At 41.9% G+C, this 22888-nt stretch carries 21 protein-coding genes, 2 tRNA genes and 2 pseudogenes; 15 read left to right on the forward strand and 10 right to left on the reverse strand.

Features of this window, described 5'->3' with window-relative positions; all coding sequences use genetic code 11:
• Positions 1 to 277: 277 nt before the first annotated feature.
• The 11 genes from BHV72_RS16255 to BHV72_RS16305 all read left to right on the forward strand — a co-directional run bounded on the left by BHV72_RS16255 (position 278) and on the right by BHV72_RS16305 (position 9341).
• The gene (locus BHV72_RS16255; RefSeq protein ID WP_005682835.1) at positions 278 to 721 is read left to right on the forward strand and encodes a DUF8440 family protein; all 444 of its coding nucleotides are present in this window, start codon (positions 278 to 280) and stop codon (positions 719 to 721) included.
• 158 nt (positions 722 to 879) lie between these two features.
• Positions 880 to 1683, forward strand: a complete 804-nt coding sequence (locus BHV72_RS16260; protein ID WP_005675486.1) for a MotA/TolQ/ExbB proton channel family protein — start codon at positions 880 to 882, stop codon at positions 1681 to 1683.
• A gap of 29 nt (positions 1684 to 1712) precedes the next feature.
• Positions 1713 to 2318 carry an ExbD/TolR family protein gene (locus BHV72_RS16265; RefSeq protein WP_005675487.1) on the forward strand — a complete coding sequence of 202 codons (606 nt, stop codon included), beginning with the start codon at positions 1713 to 1715 and terminating at the stop codon, positions 2316 to 2318.
• A 15-nt stretch (positions 2319 to 2333) separates the two neighbouring features.
• A complete protein-coding gene (locus tag BHV72_RS16270) occupies positions 2334 to 2987 on the forward strand; it encodes an ExbD/TolR family protein (protein ID WP_005675488.1) in 654 nt (217 codons plus the stop codon).
• 26 nt (positions 2988 to 3013) lie between these two features.
• Positions 3014 to 3829 (forward strand): energy transducer TonB, encoded by an 816-nt coding sequence (locus BHV72_RS16275; RefSeq protein ID WP_005675489.1) that lies wholly within the window; start codon positions 3014 to 3016, stop codon positions 3827 to 3829.
• A gap of 4 nt (positions 3830 to 3833) precedes the next feature.
• The gene (locus BHV72_RS16280) at positions 3834 to 4781 is read left to right on the forward strand and encodes a PstS family phosphate ABC transporter substrate-binding protein (protein ID WP_032838671.1); all 948 of its coding nucleotides are present in this window, start codon (positions 3834 to 3836) and stop codon (positions 4779 to 4781) included.
• A 20-nt stretch (positions 4782 to 4801) separates the two neighbouring features.
• Positions 4802 to 6268 (forward strand): tetratricopeptide repeat protein, encoded by a 1467-nt coding sequence (locus BHV72_RS16285; protein ID WP_161990474.1) that lies wholly within the window; start codon positions 4802 to 4804, stop codon positions 6266 to 6268.
• A 172-nt stretch (positions 6269 to 6440) separates the two neighbouring features.
• Complete coding sequence (locus tag BHV72_RS16290) at positions 6441 to 7286, forward strand: ABC transporter ATP-binding protein (RefSeq protein ID WP_022041347.1); 846 nt, start codon at positions 6441 to 6443, stop codon at positions 7284 to 7286.
• Positions 7287 to 7292: 6 nt separating this feature from the next.
• Positions 7293 to 8144: a hypothetical protein gene (locus tag BHV72_RS16295; RefSeq protein ID WP_022041346.1), complete on the forward strand. Its 852-nt coding sequence runs from the start codon at positions 7293 to 7295 to the stop codon at positions 8142 to 8144.
• An 11-nt stretch (positions 8145 to 8155) separates the two neighbouring features.
• Positions 8156 to 8524, forward strand: a complete 369-nt coding sequence (locus tag BHV72_RS16300) for a GntR family transcriptional regulator (protein WP_022041345.1) — start codon at positions 8156 to 8158, stop codon at positions 8522 to 8524.
• Between the two features lie 10 nt (positions 8525 to 8534).
• Complete coding sequence (locus BHV72_RS16305; RefSeq protein WP_022041344.1) at positions 8535 to 9341, forward strand: hypothetical protein; 807 nt, start codon at positions 8535 to 8537, stop codon at positions 9339 to 9341.
• A gap of 68 nt (positions 9342 to 9409) precedes the next feature.
• Here BHV72_RS16305 and BHV72_RS16310 read toward each other — a convergent pair whose 3' ends face one another.
• The 3 genes from BHV72_RS16310 to BHV72_RS16320 form a co-directional block, all read right to left on the reverse strand.
• Complete coding sequence (locus tag BHV72_RS16310; protein WP_022041343.1) at positions 9410 to 11047, reverse strand: alpha-galactosidase D; 1638 nt, start codon at positions 11045 to 11047, stop codon at positions 9410 to 9412.
• Between the two features lie 108 nt (positions 11048 to 11155).
• Positions 11156 to 11228 (reverse strand) — tRNA-Pro (locus tag BHV72_RS16315).
• A gap of 14 nt (positions 11229 to 11242) precedes the next feature.
• Positions 11243 to 11315 (reverse strand) — tRNA-Phe (locus BHV72_RS16320).
• A 290-nt stretch (positions 11316 to 11605) separates the two neighbouring features.
• On the opposite strand from BHV72_RS16320, the pseudogene BHV72_RS16325 reads away from it, so the two are divergent.
• Positions 11606 to 11903 (forward strand): annotated as a pseudogene (locus BHV72_RS16325) (ATP-binding protein); the annotation flags it as partial.
• Positions 11904 to 12017: 114 nt separating this feature from the next.
• On the opposite strand, the gene gadC reads toward BHV72_RS16325, so the two are convergent.
• Positions 12018 to 13628, reverse strand: a complete 1611-nt coding sequence (gene gadC, locus BHV72_RS16330; protein WP_005675504.1) for a glutamine/gamma-aminobutyrate antiporter GadC — start codon at positions 13626 to 13628, stop codon at positions 12018 to 12020.
• 216 nt (positions 13629 to 13844) lie between these two features.
• Here gadC and BHV72_RS16335 point away from each other — a divergent pair, with 216 nt between their 5' ends.
• A complete protein-coding gene (locus BHV72_RS16335) occupies positions 13845 to 14597 on the forward strand; it encodes a potassium channel family protein (RefSeq protein ID WP_022041508.1) in 753 nt (250 codons plus the stop codon).
• A gap of 131 nt (positions 14598 to 14728) precedes the next feature.
• Here BHV72_RS16335 and glsA read toward each other — a convergent pair whose 3' ends face one another.
• The 3 genes and pseudogenes from glsA to BHV72_RS16350 all read right to left on the reverse strand — a co-directional run.
• On the reverse strand, positions 14729 to 15694 hold the full coding sequence (glsA, locus tag BHV72_RS16340; RefSeq protein ID WP_286856716.1) for a glutaminase A: 966 nt from the start codon (positions 15692 to 15694) through the stop codon (positions 14729 to 14731).
• A 10-nt stretch (positions 15695 to 15704) separates the two neighbouring features.
• Complete coding sequence (gene gad, locus BHV72_RS16345) at positions 15705 to 17147, reverse strand: glutamate decarboxylase (RefSeq protein ID WP_022041380.1); 1443 nt, start codon at positions 17145 to 17147, stop codon at positions 15705 to 15707.
• A 314-nt stretch (positions 17148 to 17461) separates the two neighbouring features.
• A pseudogene (locus tag BHV72_RS16350) lies at positions 17462 to 17911 on the reverse strand (RNA polymerase sigma factor); the annotation flags it as partial.
• Positions 17912 to 18229: 318 nt separating this feature from the next.
• On the opposite strand from BHV72_RS16350, the gene BHV72_RS16355 reads away from it, so the two are divergent.
• Together BHV72_RS16355 and BHV72_RS16360 are read left to right on the forward strand one after the other, a co-directional pair.
• Positions 18230 to 19459: an MFS transporter gene (locus BHV72_RS16355; protein WP_005675511.1), complete on the forward strand. Its 1230-nt coding sequence runs from the start codon at positions 18230 to 18232 to the stop codon at positions 19457 to 19459.
• Positions 19460 to 19461: 2 nt separating this feature from the next.
• Entirely contained in the window at positions 19462 to 20382 is a 921-nt protein-coding gene (locus BHV72_RS16360) for a DMT family transporter (RefSeq protein ID WP_022041369.1), read from the forward strand.
• Between the two features lie 76 nt (positions 20383 to 20458).
• Here the strand turns inward: BHV72_RS16360 and BHV72_RS16365 are convergent, their stop codons facing one another.
• From BHV72_RS16365 to BHV72_RS16375, 3 genes are all read right to left on the reverse strand, one after another.
• The gene (locus BHV72_RS16365; RefSeq protein ID WP_005675513.1) at positions 20459 to 20851 is read right to left on the reverse strand and encodes an HIT family protein; all 393 of its coding nucleotides are present in this window, start codon (positions 20849 to 20851) and stop codon (positions 20459 to 20461) included.
• 51 nt (positions 20852 to 20902) lie between these two features.
• A complete protein-coding gene (gene greA, locus BHV72_RS16370; protein ID WP_032838703.1) occupies positions 20903 to 21367 on the reverse strand; it encodes a transcription elongation factor GreA in 465 nt (154 codons plus the stop codon).
• A gap of 181 nt (positions 21368 to 21548) precedes the next feature.
• The gene (locus tag BHV72_RS16375) at positions 21549 to 22700 is read right to left on the reverse strand and encodes a TlpA disulfide reductase family protein (RefSeq protein ID WP_022041370.1); all 1152 of its coding nucleotides are present in this window, start codon (positions 22698 to 22700) and stop codon (positions 21549 to 21551) included.
• Between the last annotated feature and the right edge of the window lie 188 nt (positions 22701 to 22888).

Raw genomic sequence — 22888 nt, forward strand, 5'->3', positions numbered from 1 at the left:
GGGAGAGTAGGTAGCCGCCGTTTTTTATGAAGCCCCTTCAGTAGAAATACCGGAGGGGCTTCATCTGTTTATAAACTTTGCAGGATGATTACTATGAAACTTCTTTTAACATATAAATCTGATAACTGATTAAACAAAACACATTATAGCTTGTTTTTATAATAGAGTTAAACTTTTAAGCTTAAATGATGTGAACGACGACCAACTGATACTTTTTTATTGCTACATTTGTCGCGAAATTAAAGAGATCTAGTATAAACAACTAAAAAGAAATACCATGAAAGTTTCTCTGAAATTCATATTAGCCACGATTCTGCTAATGCTATCTTATAGCATCGGTGGAAATGCTATGGATTTCGCTTCATGTGTTTCTAAGTGCGAAAGCTCTTGCCAGTTGTCTGAATCGTCTTCCGATATAAAGTCCAATTCTTCTTTAAATAGCCGCGCTGTAGGCTTCGACAAGTCTTCTCAGTCATTGACTATTTCCGATGTAGAATTAGGCTTTAAATCAGTTTCCGAAACATCATCTAATAATTATCGTCTACGTAGAATTATTGAAGTAAATGACTCTTTAAAGGACGTGATGCACAAGTTTTCTTTGTTGAGAGAAAACTCATTAGTATTAGATCAAAGTAAATCTTATTATTCGGATAAGGATCCACATTACTCCATTATCTCCAGCGATTACTATGTATTCGCTTTGAGACGTATCCTTATTTAGTATTCTCACTTTTTCTCCGTATTAATTTACTTTTCGTACTCTGTATGAACTGTGTGATTTTTTGTGCTCAAAAAGTCGCAGGGTCTGTAGCGCAGTGTATCTAATCTTTTGAAATTTTCTAAATAACTAAAATTAATATCTTAACAAAAAAACTTATTATGGAAACTACTAAAAAATCTCAGATTGTAGGTATAAAAAATGCCGGTATCGTAATCATCTGCTGTTTTATTATAGCAGTTTGTATTTATCACTTCCTATTAGGAAATCCGTCCAACTTTATGAACAATGATCCTAACAATCATCCGTTGCCTGGGAACTTCTTGGGTACTATTTACAAAGGTGGTATTATCGTGCCTGTTATTCAGACACTGTTGTTAACCGTGCTCGCTTTGAGTATCGAACGTTATTTTGCCCTTCGTTCCGCTTTCGGAAAAGGTTCCTTGGCTAAATTCGTTGCTAACATCAAAGCTGCCTTGGCTGCCGGTGATATCAAAAAAGCACAGGAAATTTGTGACAAACAACGTGGTTCTGTTGCCAATGTTGTAACTTCCACTCTACGCAAGTATGAGGAAATGGAAAAAAACACATCTTTGCCTAAGGAGCAAAAGCTGTTGGCTATTCAAAAAGAACTGGAAGAAGCTACCGCGCTGGAAATGCCGATGATGCAACAGAATCTTCCGATTATTGCTACTATCACTACTTTGGGAACATTGATGGGATTGCTCGGTACTGTAATCGGTATGATCCGTTCATTTGCCGCATTGTCTGCAGGTGGTGGTGCCGACTCTATGGCTTTGTCACAAGGTATTTCCGAAGCTTTGATTAACACGGCTTTCGGTATCTTGACTGGTGCGTTGGCTGTTATTTCTTACAACTACTTCACTAACAAAATTGACAAATTGACTTACGGGCTCGACGAAGTCGGATTCTCTATTGTGCAGACTTTTGCAGCTACTCATTAATTCTGCGGACCCTTTAAAATCTATTAATCATGGGTAGAGCGCAAATTAAAAAGAAAAGTACGTTCATAGATATGACTGCTATGAGTGACGTGACCGTATTGTTGCTGACTTTCTTTATGTTGACTTCAACATTTGTGAAGAAAGAACCGGTGCAGGTCAACACTCCGGCTTCCGTATCGGAAATTAAGATTCCGGAGACAAATGTGCTTCAGATTCTGGTAGATCCGGATGGGAAAATATTTATGAGCCTCGACAAACAGCAGGATATGCAGGCTGTTTTGGAGAGCATGGGTGATGAGTATGGTATTAAGTTTACTCCTGAGCAGGAGAAGCGGTTTGTTCTGTCTTCTACTTTCGGAGTACCTATTAGAAGTATGCAGAAATTCCTGGATCTTCCCGAAGAACAACGAGACAAGATTCTGAAGAATGAGGGAATTCCATGCGATAGCGTCGATAACCAGTTCAAGTCATGGGTACGTAACGCACGTGCTGCCAACGCTGACCTGCGAATTGCTATCAAAGCTGATGCTTCAACTCCATACTCGGTGATAAAGAACGTTATGAACTCACTTCAGGACTTGAGGGAGAATCGGTATAATCTGATTACTTCGCTCAAAGTGGAATCTGAAGATTAAAAGGGAGGAAAAACAATGAGTGCTGAAGTACAAGAGAGCGGCGGAAAAAATGGAAAGAGCAAGCAGAAGAAATTTGCTGTACGGGTAGACTTTACTCCGATGGTGGACATGAATATGTTGCTGATTACTTTCTTTATGCTTTGTACCACGTTGAGCAAACCTCAGACGATGGAGATAAGCATGCCGAGTAACGATAAGAATATAACTGAAGAACAGAAGAGTATGGTAAAGGCTTCGCAGGCAATCACATTGCTGCTGGGGCCGGACAATAAGCTCTATTATTATGAGGGAGAACCTAACTATAAGGATTATACCTCATTGAAGGAGACTACTTATGGCCCGGATGGGTTGCGTAGCATACTTCTTCAAAAGAATGCAACTGCTGTCAATAAAGTGAGAGCTTTGAAACAGCAGAAACTTGATCTTAAGATATCGGATGAAGAATATAAGAAACAGGTTTCCGAAATAAAGAGTGGAAAAGATACGCCGACTGTGATTATCAAGGCGACGGACGATGCTTCTTATATGAATCTGATTGATGCACTGGACGAAATGCAGATATGTAATATTGGTAAATATGTGATAACGGACATTGCCGAAGCGGATCGATTCTTGATTAAGAATTTTGATTCTAAGGGAGAGCTGTCACAGAATATAGCCGATAAATGATGTAACACCTAAAAAAGAAAAGTAAAATGGCAAAAATAGATTTAACTTCTCAGGAATGGTGTCAACTGATTTTTGAAGGCAAGAATCAAGCGTACGGTGCATACAAGATGCGTGCTAACTCGACTAAGCGCCATAATCTCGCGATGTTGGCAGTACTGGTCATAGCATTAATCGGATTTACGATTCCTACGCTGGTGAAGTTGGCAACCCCGAAGCAGAAGGAAGTGATGACGGAGGTCACTACTCTGTCGAAATTGGCAGAACCGGAAATCAAACAGGAAGAGATGAAACGGGTGGAACCCGTTGCGCCTCCACCTCCTGCATTGAAAAGCTCCATCAAGTTTACTGCTCCCGTCATCAAGAAAGATGAGGAAGTGCACGAGGATAATGAAATCAAGAGTCAGGAAGAGTTGACTTCTACCAAGGTGGCTATTTCCATTGCCGATGTAAAAGGTAATGACGAAGCCAACGGCAAGGATATCGCCGACTTGAAACAAGTGGTGACACAGGCTGAGCCGGAACCCGAAAAGGTGTTTGATATGGTAGAGCAAATGCCGACTTTCCCGGGTGGACAACAGGAACTGATGTCTTATTTGGGTAAGAATATCAAGTATCCGACTATTGCACAGGAGAATGGAACACAGGGACGCGTGATTATACAGTTTGTAGTAGAACGCGACGGTTCGATCACGGATGTGCGTGTGGCTCGTGGGGTAGACCCTTATCTGGATAAAGAAGCGGTACGTGTGGTAAAAAGTATGCCGAAGTGGATCCCGGGTAAGCAGAATGGAAAAGCGGTGCGCGTAAAATTTACTGTTCCGGTAATGTTCAGGTTACAATAATATGATGATGAAGAGACAATTTTGGCTGATAGGAATCGTTTTGTTGGCGGTATTAAGTGCTTGCCGCTCTAAATCGAAGGAGGGACCGACGGATACTTATTCGTCTGGAGTGATAGCTATTGCGGCGGATGAAAGTTTCGAACCCATAATACAGGAAGAGATTGATGTATTTGAAAGCCTGTATCCATTGGCCGGAATTGTCCCTCGTTACACGACTGAGGTCGAGGCGATTAATTTACTTCTGAAAGACAGTGTCCGGTTGGCTATTACAACCCGGACACTGACCGAGGAAGAAATGAATTCGTTTCACAGCCGGAAGTTCTATCCTCGGGAGATGAAGCTGGCTACGGACGGGCTGGCATTGATTGTGAACCGTGCGAATCCGGATTCTTTGATAAGTGTGTGTAATTTTCGCCGTATCCTGACAGGAGAAGTGAAAGAGTGGAAAGCGGTGAACCCTAATTCCCGTTTGAAGGATATTCAGGTGGTGTTTGATAATAAAAACTCTAGCACCGTGCGTTTTGCAATAGATTCTGTTTGTGGCGGGAAACCTTTGTCTACGGGCAATGTAAGTGCGTTGAAGACAAATCAACAGGTGATAAATTATGTGGCGGAAAATCCCGGAGCAATGGGAGTGATCGGAGTAAACTGGTTGGGAGACCGCAGTGATACGACTAATCTTTCTTTCCGGCAGGAGATCAGGGTTATGGCGGTGAGTGCCGAGGATGTGGCGACTCCTGTCAACAGCTACAAACCTTATCAGGCTTATCTGTATTATGGTAACTACCCGTTGGCAAGATCGATTTATGCATTACTGAATGATCCTCGTAGTGGGCTGCCTTGGGGATTCACTTCTTTTATGACATCCGATAAAGGGCAGCGGATTATATTAAAATCTGGACTTGTTCCGGCTACTCAGCCGGTGCGTATTGTCCATGTGAAAGACGAATAATAACTAAAATTGAGACTATCATGAAACGAGTACAAATGTTTTTAGCTGGAGCGTTTATAGCAGTTGGGTCGCTCTACGCACAGTCGTCCGATGCCGAATGGCAGATGGAAGTTGCAAAGTTGAAAGAAACTATTCAGTCGGATCCGGCGCAAGCTGCCGAGCAAGCTGAACAACTGATAAAAGGAAAAAATAAAAAGAATGTGGAACTTTTGACAGCTATCGGCGAAGCTTATTTGCAGGCCGACAAGTTGTCCGAAGCACAAATGTACGCTGCTCTTGCTAAAAAAGCGAATGGCAAGTCTGCTTTGGCTTCCGTGCTGGAAGGGGATATTGCGGCCAAGCAGAAAAATGCAGGTCTTGCTTCACAGAAGTATGAGGAAGCTATTTATTTTGATTCGCGTTGCACGCCTGCGTATCTGAAATATGCTGATATTTATAAGTCTGCAAATGCCGGTCTGGCCATAGAAAAGCTGAATCAATTAAAGACCCTTGAACCGTCCAACACAGCCATAGACAAGAAATTAGCAGAGATTTATTATTTGAAGAACGATTTCAGTAAGGCGGCCGATGCCTATTCCCGTTTTGCAATGGGACCGACGGCTAACGAAGAGGATCTGGTGAAATATGCATTCGCCTTGTTCTTGAATCATGATTTTGCGAAGTCACTTGAAGTGGCTAATATGGGATTGAAAAAGAACCCGCGTCATGCGGCATTCAACCGTTTGGCGATGTATAATAATACGGACTTGAAACGCTTTGAAGAAGCATTGAAGGCGGCGGACGTTTTCTTTAATGAATGTGATAAGGCGGATTATTCTTATCTGGACTATATGTATTACGGACATTTGCTGGAAGAACTGAAGAAATATGATGAAGCTGTCGGCCAATATGAGAAGGCTGTGGAACTGGATCCGACAAAGACGGATTTGTATAAGAATATTTCCTCTGTTTACGAGCAGAAAAATGATTATAAAAAAGCGATCGGTGCATATCATAAATATTACTCGTCTCTCGAAAAGGAAAAGCAGACTCCTGATTTGCAGTTCCAGTTGGGGAGACTTTATTATGGTGCAGGTACACAACCCGATTCGTTGACTATCAATGTTGAAGAACGTAAGCAGGCACTGATGTCTGCCGATTCTGTTTTCCAAGTGATTTCAGAGGCCGCTCCGGATAGCTATTTAGGCAATTTTTGGAGAGCACGTGCAAATTCTGCACTCGACCCCGAAACAACGCAGGGATTGGCGAAACCTTTCTATGAAGAAGTAGCCGCATTGTTGGAAAGCAAGAACGACCCTCATTACAATTCGGCGTTGGTAGAGTGTTACAGTTATCTCGGATATTATTATTTGTTGGCTATTGAAAACCCCACATTGAAAGCGGAAGCAAAAGCCAATAAGGAGAAATCCAAGGAGTACTGGAGTAAAATTCTGGCTATAGACCCCGCTAATGCTACTGCTAAAAGGGCATTGGACGGCATCAAATAGTGAATAATTTTAGTTGTTTGTCGTGACAGGAGGAGTGGAGAGTGATCTTAGCTCCTCCTTTTTTTACACTTTTTTTTGCTTTTCTATTGGAATATTGAAAAGATTGCCTACATTTGCAGTGTACTATTATACTAATACACTAAAATGCAATTGATAATCAAAAGAAAATGCTATGATTACAGTAGAAAACCTCTCATTTACTTATCGTAAATCGAAGCGTGTTGTACTGCACGACTTCTCTCTCTCGTTCGAATCGGGCAGGGTATATGGACTGCTGGGGAAGAATGGTGCCGGAAAGTCCACTCTCCTTTATCTGATGTCCGGTCTGCTGACTCCTAAAGGTGGCAAGGTAATGTTTCACGATACGGATGTACGCCGCCGGTTGCCGGTAACTTTGCAGGATATGTTTCTAGTGCCTGAAGAATTTGAACTGCCTCCTGTATCTTTAGTCAGCTATATTGAGTTGAACAGTTCTTTTTATCCCCGTTTTAGCAAGGAGGATATGATTAAGTATCTTCATTACTTTGAAATGGATATGGATATCAACCTCGGTTCGCTTTCCATGGGCCAGAAGAAAAAAGTATTTATGAGCTTTGCACTGGCAACGAATACTTCGCTTTTGCTCATGGACGAACCGACGAACGGATTGGATATTCCCGGAAAAAGCCAGTTCCGTAAGTTTATCGCATCGGGGATGTCGGATGATAAGACGATTGTGATTTCCACACATCAGGTTCGTGATATTGACAAGGTGCTCGATCATGTACTGATTATGGATGAAAGCCGTGTACTGCTGGACGAATCGACAAGTAGTATCTGCGAAAAGCTTTTCTTTGTAGAAAGTGATGATCGCGAACTGGCGCAGACAGCTCTTTTTGCCATTCCTACTATTCAGGGTAATTACCTGATCCTTCCTAATAAAGAGAAGGAAGAATCGGACATAAATCTGGAACTTCTTTTTAATGCTACACTGGCTGCTCCCGAGGAGATGGCCCGATTGTTTCAAACTCAAAAATAAAAGACGATGATAAAAGATACTTTTTTTAGTTTGCCTCGTTTTATGAATCTTTGCCGCAAGGAAATGGTGGAGAGTTGGAAGTCGAATGTACTTCGTATTGTATTGCTTTATGGGGTGATGACTGTTGTGTTGGTCTGGAACGGATATTTTGCATATCGTACTCACGATTCGGTTCGTTTTCTCGAACGTCATATGGAGGCCGATCCTGCCTGGGGATTTATATTAATAGCTTTTCTTTGGTTTCTATTCGGATTTGGTTGTTTAAGCGGGTCGCTGACAATGGAGAAGATGAAAAGCAAGACAAACAGGCTGTCTGCATTAATGACACCGGCTACTCCTTTTGAGAAATTCTTTTCTCGTTGGTTGGTATCAACTGTTGTCCTGTTGGTTGTTTTTTTCATTACCTTTGAACTGGCTGATTATACACGGGTATTGGTTTATTCGCTTATCTATCCGGACGTAAAAGAAGTGATACTTCCTGTCAATCTGGGAGATTTGGTAGGTAGCGGGAAACGGTGGTACTTGTTCCACAAAACGTATGAGTTGACACTGGTGCTTTCTATCTATTGCTTTGTACAGTCATTGTTTGTATTGGGCAGTTCTGTATGGCCGAAAAATTCGTTTCTTAAAACATTTGTTTCTGTTACGATAATTGTTTTAATTTACGTATTGGTCGGAATGTTGGTGGGGGATATGTTATTTAGCGGAAGCAGTAAAGATTATGGTTATATTTTTTCTTCAATAACGAAGGAACAGGTTACTGTCATGGTAACTGTGGGCTTTATGCTTTTTGCATTCGTAAATTGGACGCTCGCTTATTTCCGTTTCAAGGAGTCTGAGATCATTCAACGTATGTAATACTTTAGACTATGAATTTTAAAGAAAGTAAAGCTATTTATTTACAGATTGCAGATAGAATCTGTGATGAGATACTTCTAGGACAGTTTGCTGAGGAGGAACGCATTCCCTCTGTCAGAGAATATGCTACTGTTGTGGAAGTAAACGCCAATACGGTGATGCGCTCATTCGATTATCTCCAGTCACAGAATATTATTTATAATAAACGCGGTATTGGTTATTTTGTCGCCACCGGTGCGAGAGAATTGATTCATTCACTGAGGAAGAATACTTTTTTGAAGGAAGAACTGGATTACTTCTTCCGCCAAATCAAGACACTGGATATTCCTATAAAGGAGATCACGGATATGTACCGGGAATTTTGTAAAAAAGAACAGTAAAATAAATATTATGAAACGTACAACTTATATATTAATAGGACTTTTTGTAGCCGGACTTTGTGTGCTGGTAGGCGGAATGTTTATGATTTTTTGTTTAGGAAGGCCATACATTTCCAATCAACTGAATTTGCAAGGAGAGCAGATAACTAAAGAAGTGCCGGCTTGCCGGGTGGTCTGGCTGACTCAAACAAGGCTGTATACGCCAGAACGTAACGTCTGGCTGGCGAATTCTCTTCTGGAAGTGCAGCCTTCAAAAGAAGGGAAGAATCTGTTTTCTTGCTCGAAGAAGGTAAATGACTATCTGAAAATGACCGTTATGGGGGACACGTTGAAAATCCTTTTGGACTATTCGCTGGATCAACTTCCGCAGGAGTTTAAGAAATCCAAATTTATGGGAATGAATATAGGAGACATGCGATTGGATATGACGCAAGATGTGGAGTGTATTATAAATGATATTAATTCGCAGAAAATAGGATTCAAACATTTGGAAAAGGATTCTTTGTCCATTGATACGTCTAATTCTATTGTGGTCGATTCTTGTGATTTTGCAGCTTTGCAAGTCATCAGGAGTGGCGGGAATGTGGATTTTCAGAGTGGGACTATTAATAATCTGTATTTGAATCTGGGTATGATGGGTAATTGGTCTGTAAATGTTGAAAAATGCCATATCGGTACGGAATATTTAACCGCACATTATGCAAATGTACAACTTCAAAAAGGAGAGTGTGAGCGTATGATCTGGATTCCTGAGAAAAATGATTCCAAGTTAAATGTATCTTTAACCGGAAAAGCTTGTGTGACGGTAATGGAGTGATTATATGTCTGAAATAAAAAAGAGCAAAAGTGAACTTGTCTCATCTTTGCTCTTTTTTATATACTGTATTATAATACTTTGGTTAATGTGAAGCAGTCGATATCCGGTGCCCAGTTATAACTATTGCCCATTCGGATCGTATTGTAACCGGCCTTCAATTCAACGGGAATTGTGATTTGACTATGTTTCTCATCTTCCCCCAATGCGGCAATCTTAGTGATGACGCCATTGATATCAACTTCCAGCTGTCGTCCTTTGCCGTGTGAATATTGGATAGTCATCTGGTAGCGTCCGCCGTCTGTGCTATATACTTCCCGCCATTCTGCATAGTTTTCCGGTTTTCCGCCGAGGAATCCAATTTTCATCTTACCGGAAGCATCCTTGTCATGAGCATAAATAATGCCTTTAGGATTTTTACCCAAATCATTGAATAGAGGTAAGTATGCCCATTCGGCTTCATATAATGTAGGCTCCAGACGCGTTTCTCCTTCCATGCGGAGGAACATAGCGCTGTGAGGAGGCAGTGTTCGTTCAAATACATCGGAGAAATTTCCCAAGTCATTTTGTCTTGCTAAATCGCGTACTTTCACGTTTCCACCAAATTCGAGTGAGGTAAACGGTACAGAGAAGCTGCATAACGTATCCGAAGGATTGTAAAGTGCAACGGCACGTACATTGCCGCGTTTTTGCTCAATATCTTTCACCAGTACATAACCTTCATTTTCATGCTGCGCCACATATGCCTGCAATCCTAACGGGTCTTGGTTGAGTGCGATCAATTCCTTGTTTGTAAGTAATTGGAGTGAAGAATCCGGCAGGTTTTCCAGGTTGCAGCCGATTAGGAGAGGCGAACTCATGATACACCATAAACCGAAATGAGCTTCTTCTTCTGTCGGAGTAAGTCCTTTTCCGCCTACTTTGCTATTGTCACGGAATCCGATCACCATCATATCCATATCGTTGTAATGTCCGTTTCCGGCATAGGCAGATAGATAAAGATTCTTTCCGACTACATATTTCAGTGATCCCCAATGTGCATTGATATCTCCACTGATGCGCCAGGAAGTTGCCACATCTTTTGCCCAGGTACCGGGGAAAGCCCAGCGGCAGATGTTGACGGAAACGTTTTTGTTTACTTTGTCAATGCTGTTGCGGATAGAAGTATAACGTTCTTCCTCGTCCAGTCCGAGGACATCGCCTCCACAATAGTCTATTTTGATAAAGTCGAAGCCCCAGTCGCCAAAGTATAGCTGGGCGTCTTGAGGTTCGTGCCCATAGATACCTGCGCCTACTCCTGCAAGGTCGTTGTCCCAGATAGAACCACAAGTGTTATTGCCTGCATCCGTATAGATTCCCGCTTTCATGCCGAGACTGTGTATGTGGTCGGCAACCGGTTTCATTCCGTTCGGGAAACGTTTCTCGTTGGTGAACATGATTCCGTTGTCGTCACGTTTGCCGAAGAAGCCATCGTCTACGTTGATATAGTGGTAGCCCGCATCCTTCAAACCTTTTTCTACCATAAGGTCGGCCTGATGTTTAATAATGTCTTCACTAATATCTACTCGGAAAGCATTCCAGGAACTCCAACCCATGATAGGCGGAGTGATTGTCTTCTCATTCTCAGAATGAGCCACTTGAGTCTTTGTGCAACTGAAACACAGCAAAGAGAGTGCTGTTGCCGTCAAAATGTAGAATCTGTTCTTCATGATATAATAGGTTGATAGATTTCAGTCCGGCTGTTCCGGTTACGTCCCGACAGCCTAAAAATAATAAAGGGTAACTTGCTGTATTCCAGAAAGCTACCCTTTACCTTGTCGGAATGAGGCGACTCGAACGCCCGACCCCTACGTCCCGAACGTAGTGCGCTACCAACTGCGCTACATTCCGATTGCTTAAGAAAGTGGTGCCACCAGGAATCGAACCGGGGACACAAGGATTTTCAGTCCTTTGCTCTACCAACTGAGCTATGGCACCTTTCTCGTTTGCGGGTGCAAAGAATTTTTTACTAAATAATAATACTATGAAAACCTGGATTTCTTTTTAGGGGATAAATATGTACTCAAATGCAAGACCGTATATTTTATAATTTTACACACTAAAACATTCAAACAAATATAAAATGTGTAACTATGGGACTGCTTTTGTTGTAATTGCTATTTTACTGGCTTTTCTTATTTTTTTGCAGGTAAATGCTGTTTGGTCAAGATGGTCTTCCCATACCTGCGGAGAGCGTGATACGAAGAATCGGAGACCTGCTGCACTGCGGTGTATTTGCCATGAAGCTGGCGAATAATTCTGTGGTAGCTTTGGTCTGTGAGTCGCGATTGCAACTGATAATGATGCCCTCCGAGCATCAGCGTATTATTTGGGTATTAACAAATCTACTTCATAAAGTTGGATCGTGAGGTGCAGGGGGCAGGATTAGGATTGACACTTTCACAAACGATTGTCTGCAGTCTGGGTGGGAGAGTCGGTCTGGAATCTGAAATGAACGAAGGTTCTACTTTCTGGTTCGTGTTGCCGTTGAAGGCAACATCGGAAGAAATTAATGAAAATAAGTAAAGAGTGCCAAAAAGCAGTCGTAATCTTTATTCCCCTTCTTAAAGAAGGAGAAGTGAAGTTATTATTAGTTTTTGGCACTCTTTACTTTTTTTAGGTAGAATGAACACTTAGTCTTTATGACTTAGGCGTATCCTTATCTTTGTCTCCGCTTCCCAGAGACGTGCTGGTTGATGCAGAACTTCCGCTCGAAGGAGCAGAGCTGTTTGATGAACTCGGACCGGAAGCGGTTGTGCTTGGCTTGGTAACACTCGGACTTGCAGTAGCAGGTTGAGCCTGTACTTCCCAGTGGAAAGGTTCGAAATTGGAATTCGGATCTACCCAAGACGGTTTCTTGGACGCATAGATGATGAACGGGGCAACAACTACGATGATTGCACCGATAATCAATACAGAGAACCAAACGGTATTGCTACCGGTTGAAATCTGGCTAGGCGGGATAAAGCTGAGGATGAAGGCAAGTAACGAACCACAGAAACCAAGACCACCGACGAACCACATCAAACCGTTACCGGACTTACCGATACGGAACGGACGGTTCAGTTTCTTCATCTTATACCGCAATGCGATAGCTCCAGAGAACATCAATAGGTACATAATAAGGTAAAGAATAACTGTCAGCTGTGACAAAATCTGATAAAAACTCTGTACAGAAGGCATAACGACGAACAGTAAGCTCAGTACTGTTACAGCAAGACCTTGCACGAACAGGATATTTTTTTGTACACCCAGTTTGTTTGTCTTCTGGAAGAACGGAGGCATATAACCGGCCTTACCTACAGCAAATATACCTTTTGATGGACCGGCAACCCATGTCAATACACCGGCTAATACTCCGAATGCCAGAGCAATAGCAATGATCGGTGATAACCAGGAAGCGTGGATGTATTTAAAGTAGTTGTCAAAGCCAACAAGCAAACTTTGGGTAAGGTTGATGTCTTTGGCAGGAATGATAACACCTAGTGCAAACGTACCCAAAACGAAGATGAGAACTGTGATAAGTGCACCGATAAATACGGCTTTCGGATAGTTTTTGGAAGGATTTTCCACGTCTTTTACGTGGATACCACCCATTTCCATACCGGCATAAAACAAGAAGATACTAGCAGCGAGAACGACATTGTCGAAGTTTGTGAAGTCGGGGAAGAAGCTACTATGGAAATCCATATTGGACTGTCCTCCGGTTGCCAGGTAAATGATTCCTAGGATAATCAGCAGAGCAGCCGGGATAATTGTACCTACCATACCACCGATTTTGGCAACCTTACCGACCCAGCTCATACCTTTCAATGAAATGAAAGTAGCCAGCCAGTAAATGACAAGCACTACGATAAGCGTATAATACTTGTTGTTTGCCAGTGACATATCGTGTACGTCATTCATTCCGATGAAGGCAATGGATACGGCGCCGAATGTCAATACTGTCGGATACCAGATTGTACTTTCAATCCATTGCACCCAGATAGCGAGGAATCCCAACTTTTTGCCGTAGGCTTCGCCTACCCACCGGAATACACCACCCTGTTTATCCTGAAACATTGCCGCCAGTTCGGCTGCAACGAGCGATGTCGGGATCAGGAAGACAATCGCTGCGAAAAGATAGTAGAAGGCCGAACTCATTCCGTATACGGCCTCGGCTGGCAGTCCACGTAAGGATACTACCGCCGTAACGTTCATGATAGCTAGGGTAAACACGCCTAGCTTCACTGCATTTTTAATATTTGCCATAAGTTAAGGTTTTAAGTGAAAAATATTTTAAAGTCAGTCTTATAACAACATTTAGCGTGAGATGTTTCAGCAATCTCTTTCAAAGTTCGTTAATTAACATCGATAAACTGCTCTTTTGCCAATCTCAATTTGTCTGTTTCAAAACAATCGCTTTCTCCGATTGTTTCTAAGCATTATAAATTACATACGAATCATTTTATTATAAACTAAGTAGTTATGAAATCAGCACTTTCAGATTTTATCTTAGGGAAAAAAGGCATTTATGGCATTCTCCACATTATTATATTGGTGATGTCTCTTTTTCTCGTAATTAGTATCTCGGTAGATACTTTTAAGGGAATTCCTTTTTATACACAGTCGTCTTATATGAAAACCCAGTTGTGGATTTGCATTTGGTTTCTTTTCGATTTTGTATTGGAATTTTTTCTGGCGAAACACAAAGGACGTTATTTACGGACACATTTCATTTTCCTGTTGGTAGCCATTCCTTATCAGAACATTATTGCTTATTATGGATGGACTTTTTCTCCCGAAATTACTTATCTACTCCGTTTTATTCCTTTGTTGAGGGGGGGATATGCGCTGGCGATTGTGGTCGGCTGGCTGACGTACAATAAGGCTTCGAGCCTGTTCGTTTCTTATCTGACGATGTTGCTGGCTACTGTTTATTTCTCCAGTCTTGCTTTCTTTGTGCTTGAGCATAAAGTAAATCCGCTTGTCCATAGTTATGGGGATGCATTGTGGTGGGCATTTATGGATGTAACTACTGTCGGGTCGAATATAATAGCGGTAACGGTGACCGGTAGAGTGTTGTCCGTACTGTTGGCAGCGTTAGGAATGATGATGTTTCCTATCTTTACAGTGTATATCACGAATCTTATTCAGCAGTCCAACAAGCGGAAGAAGCAATATTATGCAGAAGAGGAGGAAGAAAAGGAGAAGGCTGTCGGACAAGAAACTCCGGCGTAATCCGTACAAGAGGCAAAAACATAATGCTTTTATAAAAGATAATATCCTTCATATTGAAGTATAACCGGGAAGAAGAAAAAAGGTTACTATCTGCAGACAGTAACCTTTCATCTTTTTCATAGAGAGAGTCGTTAATCAACTATAGTGATACGATTGTTACCAAATACATTCAATCTTAGTTTGTTCATGATGCATTCGATAGCCAACTGAGCTTTTACAGAGTTACCCGATCCGTCCAAAGGAGGAGCGAATGCAGCGATACCGAATTGTCCGGGTAATACGCCCATTACCCCACCACCTACACCTGTTTTTGCAGGGATTCCGGAAGTGTACATCCAGTCACCGGTATGTTCGTAGAAACCTACTGCAGCAATCATGGCTGTGATTTTAGGAGCAAGGCTAGCATCGAAAACTTCCTTTTTAGTCACTGGGTTCACACCACCATTGGCAATTGTCCCGGCAGCAACAGAAAGCTGTAATGCAGTAACTCCTAATGAACATTGGCGGGTATAGAGGTCTAACGACATATCTGGATCATCGTAGATACGGTTGTAGTTTTTCAACAACCAGGCAATAGAACGGTTATTGAAGTTCGTATCCGATTCGGATTTATATAATTCATCAATCAGCTGAGGAGCGCTGCCGCACAAATCGGTTACGTTTCCAACGATAGCATCCCATTTCTTGGCAGAGTCACCGATAGGCTTCACCATACTGCAAGCAGAAATAGCACCGGCGTTTACTAATGGAGTAGACGGATGGTCGTTCTCCAGTAAGATAGCGATGATTGAGTTGAAAGGCAAGCCGGTTGCATCAGCTCCGATCTTGTCCAGAATTTCCTTGGCGCCATATTGACGTAATGCAAGGATAGCGGTATGTACTTTCGATACGGATTCTATTCCGAAGCGGTAATCAGTATCTCCCACATGGATAGTCTGCCCGTTGAGCAGGCAGACACTAATTCCGAAGAGATCTTTATTGACATTTGCCAAGTAAGGAATATAGTCGGCATTCTTGCCTCCTGTATTGGTTTTTACCTGGTCGTATGCCTCCTGTACCACTTCTTTCAATTGAGCGAGTGTTACTTTTTTATCCATAGATCTATTCTTATTTAACTGTTTTGTAACGGCGGCCACCATGGTTGAACATCTTTGTTTCTACCGGAAGATTCTTTTCCTGAGCCATACGGGTAGGAGTCGGATAATCCAGTTTTTCTAGTTCGGCAACAGCATTGTTGATGTCACCTAGTAACATGTCTGCCATATCGCGGCTGAATCCTTGGCGGACAACGACACGCATTACTACATAGTCTTCCAGTTTAGAAGGTAATGTATAAGCCGGAACCATCCAACCATGTTGAGACAATTTGTCTTGTAGGTCATATAACGTCCATTTGGCTGCTTTGGCGTATTCAGGTTTGAGATACCAGATGAACAATGGGTTCACTACATCTTCGGAGTAATTGACGAACGGAGCCATTTTGGCGATTTCATCGTGGATATATTTAGCGATCATCAACGAATTGTATTGTACTTCTTTGTATCCCTGGAATCCTAAACGAATGAATTGATAATATTGTCCCAGAATCTGAGCGGCAGGACGGGAGAAGTTCAGACCTACCTGTGTGATGTTAGCACCCAGATAATTTACGCTGAACGCCATTTCTTCGGGCAGATATTCTTTGCCTTTCCAGCAAACCCAACCAAGTCCTGGATATACTAAACCGAATTTGTGACCGGATACACTGATAGAAAGCACCCATTTCAAACGGAAGTCCCACTTCTTTTCCGGATAAAGGAACGGAAGGATGAAACCACCGCTTGCGGCGTCTACGTGGATAGGAATGTCATAACCAGTTTTTGCGTTGTAAGCATCAAGTGCTTTATCTAATGCTTCAACATCATCGTTCAATCCTGTCCATGTAACACCTTGGATAGGTACGACACAGATTGTATTTTCGTCACACATCTTCAATGCTTCTTCGGGGTCGAGTGTGGTTTTATCAAGTGTCAAAGGCACTTCACGCATTTCAATCTGCCACAACTGTGCAAACTTCTCCCATACCACCTGGAAACCTGTTGAAATAACGAAATTTGGTTTATCGAATGGTTTGCCTTGAGCCTGTCTTTTCTTACGCCAGCGCAACCATGCAGCTACACCACCCAGCATACAAGCTTCTGAAGAACCGATTGCCAATGCACCTGTTTTCCATGTGTCTTTTTCGGGAGAGTTCCATAAGTTGGCAACGATATTGATACATTTACCATTCATTACTGCGATACGTGGATACTCTGTTTCATCAATATAATTGATATTGATAGCTTCGTTCATCAGCTTGGTTGCATATTCGTCCATATAAGTGGTAACGAAAGTAGCCAGGTTCAAACGTGGTTGAGTTTGGGCGAATGTTTCGTCTTTCACCATTTGATAAGCGACTTCAGGAGTAGTAGGGCCATCAGGAATTTTCTCTACCGGAGAGGGTTGTAGCATTCTGTCTGAGCCAAATACATCGGTTTTTGCATCACCTTTTCTGAAATTTAAATCTTCCATACTAATTTGTTTTTTAAAAGGTTTAGGGCGATGGGGATTTTCCCCGTCGAATTTCCCACAACAACAGCAGATAGATTTGGCGTTTATTAAGGGGGGAAGTTTTTCCCGTATGTAGGGAGTTTCATTAGTGTGTAAGATATAGTTAAACGAAAAAAAATAAGTAGGGAGAGAGGAATAATGGATAGTGAGATCAATAAGAATAGGGAGGCGGGAAAATAAAAAAAGCAAAAGAAGAACAGCTCCTTTTGCTTTTTTATACCTATTGACTTAACTGAAAAATGGCGTTTCAACATAGACGCCGGACTCTTTGCCGTTTAGCGGAAGTCTTTTAATTCTTCCTGCAATTTTTGGCGTGTGAAGAAGATACGGCTCTTTACCGTTCCTAACGGAAGATTCAGCTTTTCTGCTATTTCACGATATTTGAAGCCGGAAACGTGCATCGCGAACGGGACTTTATATTCTTTAGGAAGTGTGTTGACCACACGGTGCATCTCTTTCAGGTCATAAGCCTTTTCTGTACTCTCAAAACCGGCGTCTTGTGGCAGGTTCAGGTGATAAAGGTTATCGGTCCGGTCGATGAATGTTTGGTCGCGAACTACTTTGCGGTAGTTGTTGATAAAGATGTTGCGCATGATGGTATACATCCATCCTTTGAAATTAGTATCAGGCGTATATTTGTCTTCGTTATCTAATGCTTTCAATGATGTTTCCTGCAACAAATCGTTTGCTTCTTCGCGGTCGGTTGTCAGTTTATAAGCGAACTGCGTTGCTTTTTAAATTGTGAGTATTCGTTGTAATAATTTCGATGATGCAAGTTTACGGCATTTTTTCAGATACGACGGGGTAGAATCCGACGGATTTTGACCCAAAAGCTATCGGTGGATAGTTTTTAGGTGGTTTTTGATAGTTTTCAGGTGGTCTTTTGGGGGAATTTCGTTCAGATTCTGGATATTTTTCTCTTCATTTTCATTCGAGTCTATCATGCAAATGTCTTTTTTCTTCAAAAATCATTTCTTGTTATTTTGAACTTTATACCGGAAGTATTGTTGTTCTTCCAATCTAAACTTTTAACGAGCAAGTATATGAAAATAAAGACAGGTAAAGGGACGATCCCTCTCATAACTTTAATAGCTATATGGTCTATTTCGGCATTGACGTCTCTGCCAGGGTTGGCTGTTTCACCTATTTTGGGTGATCTTACAAAAATATTTCCAAAAGCTACGGATCTGGATATTCAGATGTTGACTTCGTTGCCATCGTTGCTGATTATCCCTTTTATATTGCTCGGTGGTAAATTGACGGAAAAAGTTGATTTTGTCCGTGTGTTGCAAGTCGGGCTATGGCTGTTTGCAACAAGTGGAGTGTTATATTTGCTTTCCAATAAAATGTGGCAATTAATAGTGGTAAGTGCCTTGCTTGGTGTAGGGGCAGGGTTGATTATTCCTTTGTCCACCGGATTGGTTTCCAGGTATTTTGTGGGTACATATCGGGTGAAGCAATTCGGGTTAAGTTCGGCGATTACTAATTTTACTTTGGTTATAGCGACTGCTGTAACCGGATATCTGGCAGAAGTCAGTTGGCATTTGCCTTTTCTGGTCTATCTGCTTCCCTTGATTTCTATTCTGCTGGTTGGACATCTAAAGACGACTCAGCCGGAAGCTGCCGTATCTTCTTCTCAGAAAGATGATTCGGAAGCCGAAGATTCATCCATAGATATAGGAGGTGGTAAATATGGTATCCATATCAGGCATCTGATACAGTTAATGGCTTTTTACGGGATAATTACTTATATTGTAGTAGTGGTGATTTTCAATCTGCCTTTCTTAATGGAAAAACATCATTTTTCCAGCGGTAATTCGGGGTTGATGATTTCGCTTTTCTTCCTGGCTATTACGGCTCCGGGCTTCTGCTTGAATAAGATTGTCGGCCTTCTAAAAGAACGTACCAAGGCATATAGTCTGTTATCCATAGCTTTAGGGTTGTTATTAATCTGGATAGCTCCGTTGGAGTGGCTCATTATTCCGGGTTGTCTGCTTGTCGGATTGGGATATGGCGTTATTCAGCCTATGTTGTACGAGAAAACGACTCATGCGGCGCTTCCACAGAAGGCAACAATGGCACTGGCATTTGTGATGATGATGAATTATCTGGCAATTTTGCTTTATCCTTTCATTGGTGATTTTCTGCAATGGGTATTTCATACACAGTCGCAGGAATTTCCGTTTATCTTCAATCTGTTGATTACTGTTGGCACTTTCTTCTGGGCATACCGTTGCCGTGATACTTTTTTGTTTAACGACCAATTGAAATAAAGATGAGAAATAAAAAACTGGAAGCTAACGTCAGCATGGCCGTTTCAAAGATATTCGGTGGTTTTAATATGAATGCGTTGAAATTTCTTCTTCCGTTGTGGATGAGTCCGCTAACGGGAGCGGCAATCCGTTGTACGTTTGCTGCGGCCGCTTTTTGGATTATCGGTTGGTTCATGCCGAAGGAACAGTCCACTCCGAAAGAAAAAATCCTGTTGCTTCTGTTGGGGGCGTTTGGGTTGTACGGCTTTATGTTCCTTTATCTTATCGGGTTGAGTAAGACTACGCCTGTTTCCAGTTCTATTTTTACTAGTTTGGAACCTATTTGGGTGTTTGTGATTATGATTGTGTTCTATAAAGAAAAGGTGTCAGTAAAAAAAATAGTAGGTATGGCTATCGGGCTGGTCGGAGCTCTGGTGTGCATCTTGACTCAGAAAAGTGACGACCTTGCTTCGGATGCATTTACAGGGAATATGCTTTGTTTGCTTAGTTCCGTAGCTTATGCTGTCTATCTGGTAATGAGCCAACGTATCCTTGCAAACGTGGGAGCGATGACGATGTTGCGTTATACATTTACGGGAGCCGCCATTACCGGTTTGATTGTTACGGCTATCACCGGTTTTGATGCTCCTGTACTGACAATACCTATCCATTGGCAACCTTTCTTGATACTGATGTTTGTATTGATATTTCCTACCACAGTCAGTTATTTGCTGATTCCGATCGGATTGAAATATCTCAAAACAACCGTTGTTGCCATTTATGGCTATCTGATTCTGATTGTTGCTACTATCACTTCACTAGCTATCGGACAGGACCGTTTCAGTTGGACGCAGACCTTTGCCATAGTGTTTATTTGTGCCGGTGTTTATCTGGTTGAAGTGGCCGAAAGCCGTGACAAGTCTCCGGACCCGTTGAAAAAATGAGAGTTTTTTCTGAAAGAAGCAGGAAAAGAAAAAGGCGTCCTTCGCAAGACGCCTTTCGTTATTTTGTCATCATGTTTTATAGAGAGGAGTTGATTGCTTGTGCGATAGACTTGAATTCTTCGTCCGACAATTTCAGTTTCGGATTAGAGAACAGCATATCCGATTCCTTCTGGATAGGGATTAAATGAATATGTGCGTGAGGAACTTCCAGTCCAATCACTGCTTCACCCACCTTCTTGCACGGGAAGGCCTTTTCGATGGCACGGGCTACCTGCTTTGCAAATACGTGCATTGCAGCCAGGTCTTCATCGCTCAAATCGAAAATATAGTCTACTTCTTGTTTGGGCACTACCAATGTATGTCCCTTTACCAACGGGTTGATATCGAGAAATGCGAAGAACTTGTCGTTTTCCGCCACCTTGTAGCAGGGGATTTCGCCTGCGATGATTCTGCTGAATATTGTTGCCATAACTTTTATTGATAAAATAAGGCAAGCCTCATACGGAGACCTGCCTTAACGTTAAATGGATATGTTTACTACTTCTAATGCAATTTTGCCTTGCGGTACTGTAATTTCTGCTACATCACCGATCTTCTTGCCAAGCAGACCTTGTGCAATCGGGGTGTTTACTGAAATTTTTCCTTCCTTCAGGTTAGCTTCACTTTCGGAAACGATGGTATAAGTCATCTTCATACCATTCTTTACATTTTTCAGTTCCACCTTATTTAAAATCTGTACGGAATCAGTTTTGAGCTTGGACTCATCAATGATTTTTGCATCCGCAATCACTGTTTTCAGTTTGTTGATACGCATTTCCAACAGACCTTGTGCCTCTTTGGCTGCATCGTACTCTGCATTTTCTGACAAGTCTCCTTTATCTCTTGCTTCGGCTATTGCCGCGGAGATCTTCGGGCGTTCCACTGTTTCCAGTTCTTTCAGTTCCGCCATAAGTTTCTTGTAACCTTCTTCTGACATATAAGCCATGATGTTTTCCTCCTTTAATTGTTTTAAATGGTCATATAAACAAAAAAGAATTCCAACATGTGCCATGTTGGAACCCTCTTTTCATTATTTCTTTGCAAAGATAGCTTTTTAAGTGATACGTGTCAAGCAAAAAATGCTGCTATGTAACATATTTAAATGAAATATGCTAATTTATAACAACTTAGAGTAATGACTTGACGGATGCTTCCAAATCCTTGATATCCTCGCCACGAAGTTTCAATTCGTTGTTGCGGTTAATCAAAAAGATAGATGGAACCTGGCGAACATTATATACAGCTACATTGGTGGAATAAACTCCGTTGCCGTCACGCACACATATCCAAGGGAGGTTGGCTGCTGCCGTTTTCCAGTAGTGTTCGTCCGCATCGAGAGAGATCTGGTAAATTTCCAATCCCTGTGAAGCATACTTATTATATAGTTCGCGAAGCAACATATTGTGGGGAGCGCCTGCCGGTGACTGGAATACGGAGAAGTCGAGTAATACGACTTTGCCTTTCAGGTCAGTCAACTTGCGCACATTCCCGTGTATGTCGCGCAAAGCAATGTCGATGATGCCGGTTTCTACAATTTTTTCCTGTGGAATCTCCAGTGCTTTTGCCTGGGGTTGACGTGTGTTTTTCATACCTTTAATAACGATATTATAAAGGTTCTTGGAGCGTACTGCATCGGGATATGTATTGTTGAGGCTGGTAGCTACGGCTGCAAAACATTTCACATCGTCTTTGTTGTTCAACGGATCGAATATCAGATAGTTGTTGAGCTTTTGGAACAGGGCGAAATAAGCGGCTGCCGTATTCGGTGCTGCGAATATATAGTTTACTTTCACATCCTCTTTATAGTTATTGAGCAACGTGGCCAGGCTGTCTTCGAAAATATCGTGGCTGATATTATTGTTGCGTAATGTAGCTAGCAAGTCGTCCACATTCTTTTGAAGAGCGATTTGTTTCAGCGTTAGCTCTTTTATTTTGTTGCTGTTTCCGGAACCTTCTATGGTGTACGCAGTTGAAAAGTCTACATACGGTGCTTTTATCTGGAGCGTTTCGATAGAATCGACAGAAAAGTTAATGACTTTGTCGTCTATTCGCAAACGGTAAAATTCGGGTGATTCGGGGCGGGGCTGTTTGAAACTGAATGCTCCTTCTCCTTTCAGTTTGACCGAGTCCAATGCGGCGATCCCTTCAAGGCCGGACGCTTCGAGATAAAGCATTTTTCCGTCGGCTCCTGAAATATCTCCGTTCACTTGGAATTTAGGACCGGAACTACAAGCTGTAATAGTAAGTGCGGCAAGCGCAACAAAAGTAATCTTTTTCATATCTCGTGTGTTTTTTACAAGGTGCAAATATACGTCTTTTCGAGATTAGTCAAAGCATTTTGCAGTGTTCTTCATCCTAATTTAGAAAAAAAATCAGTTACTAACTAACTTTTTAGCTCATTTCCACCTAATTACCACGATAAATGTATATCTTTGCAGGAATTTTGAAAGAAAAAGTATAGATAAAA

Source organism: Bacteroides sp. 43_46 (assembly GCF_001915455.1).
Lineage (GTDB): Bacteria > Bacteroidota > Bacteroidia > Bacteroidales > Bacteroidaceae > Bacteroides > Bacteroides caccae.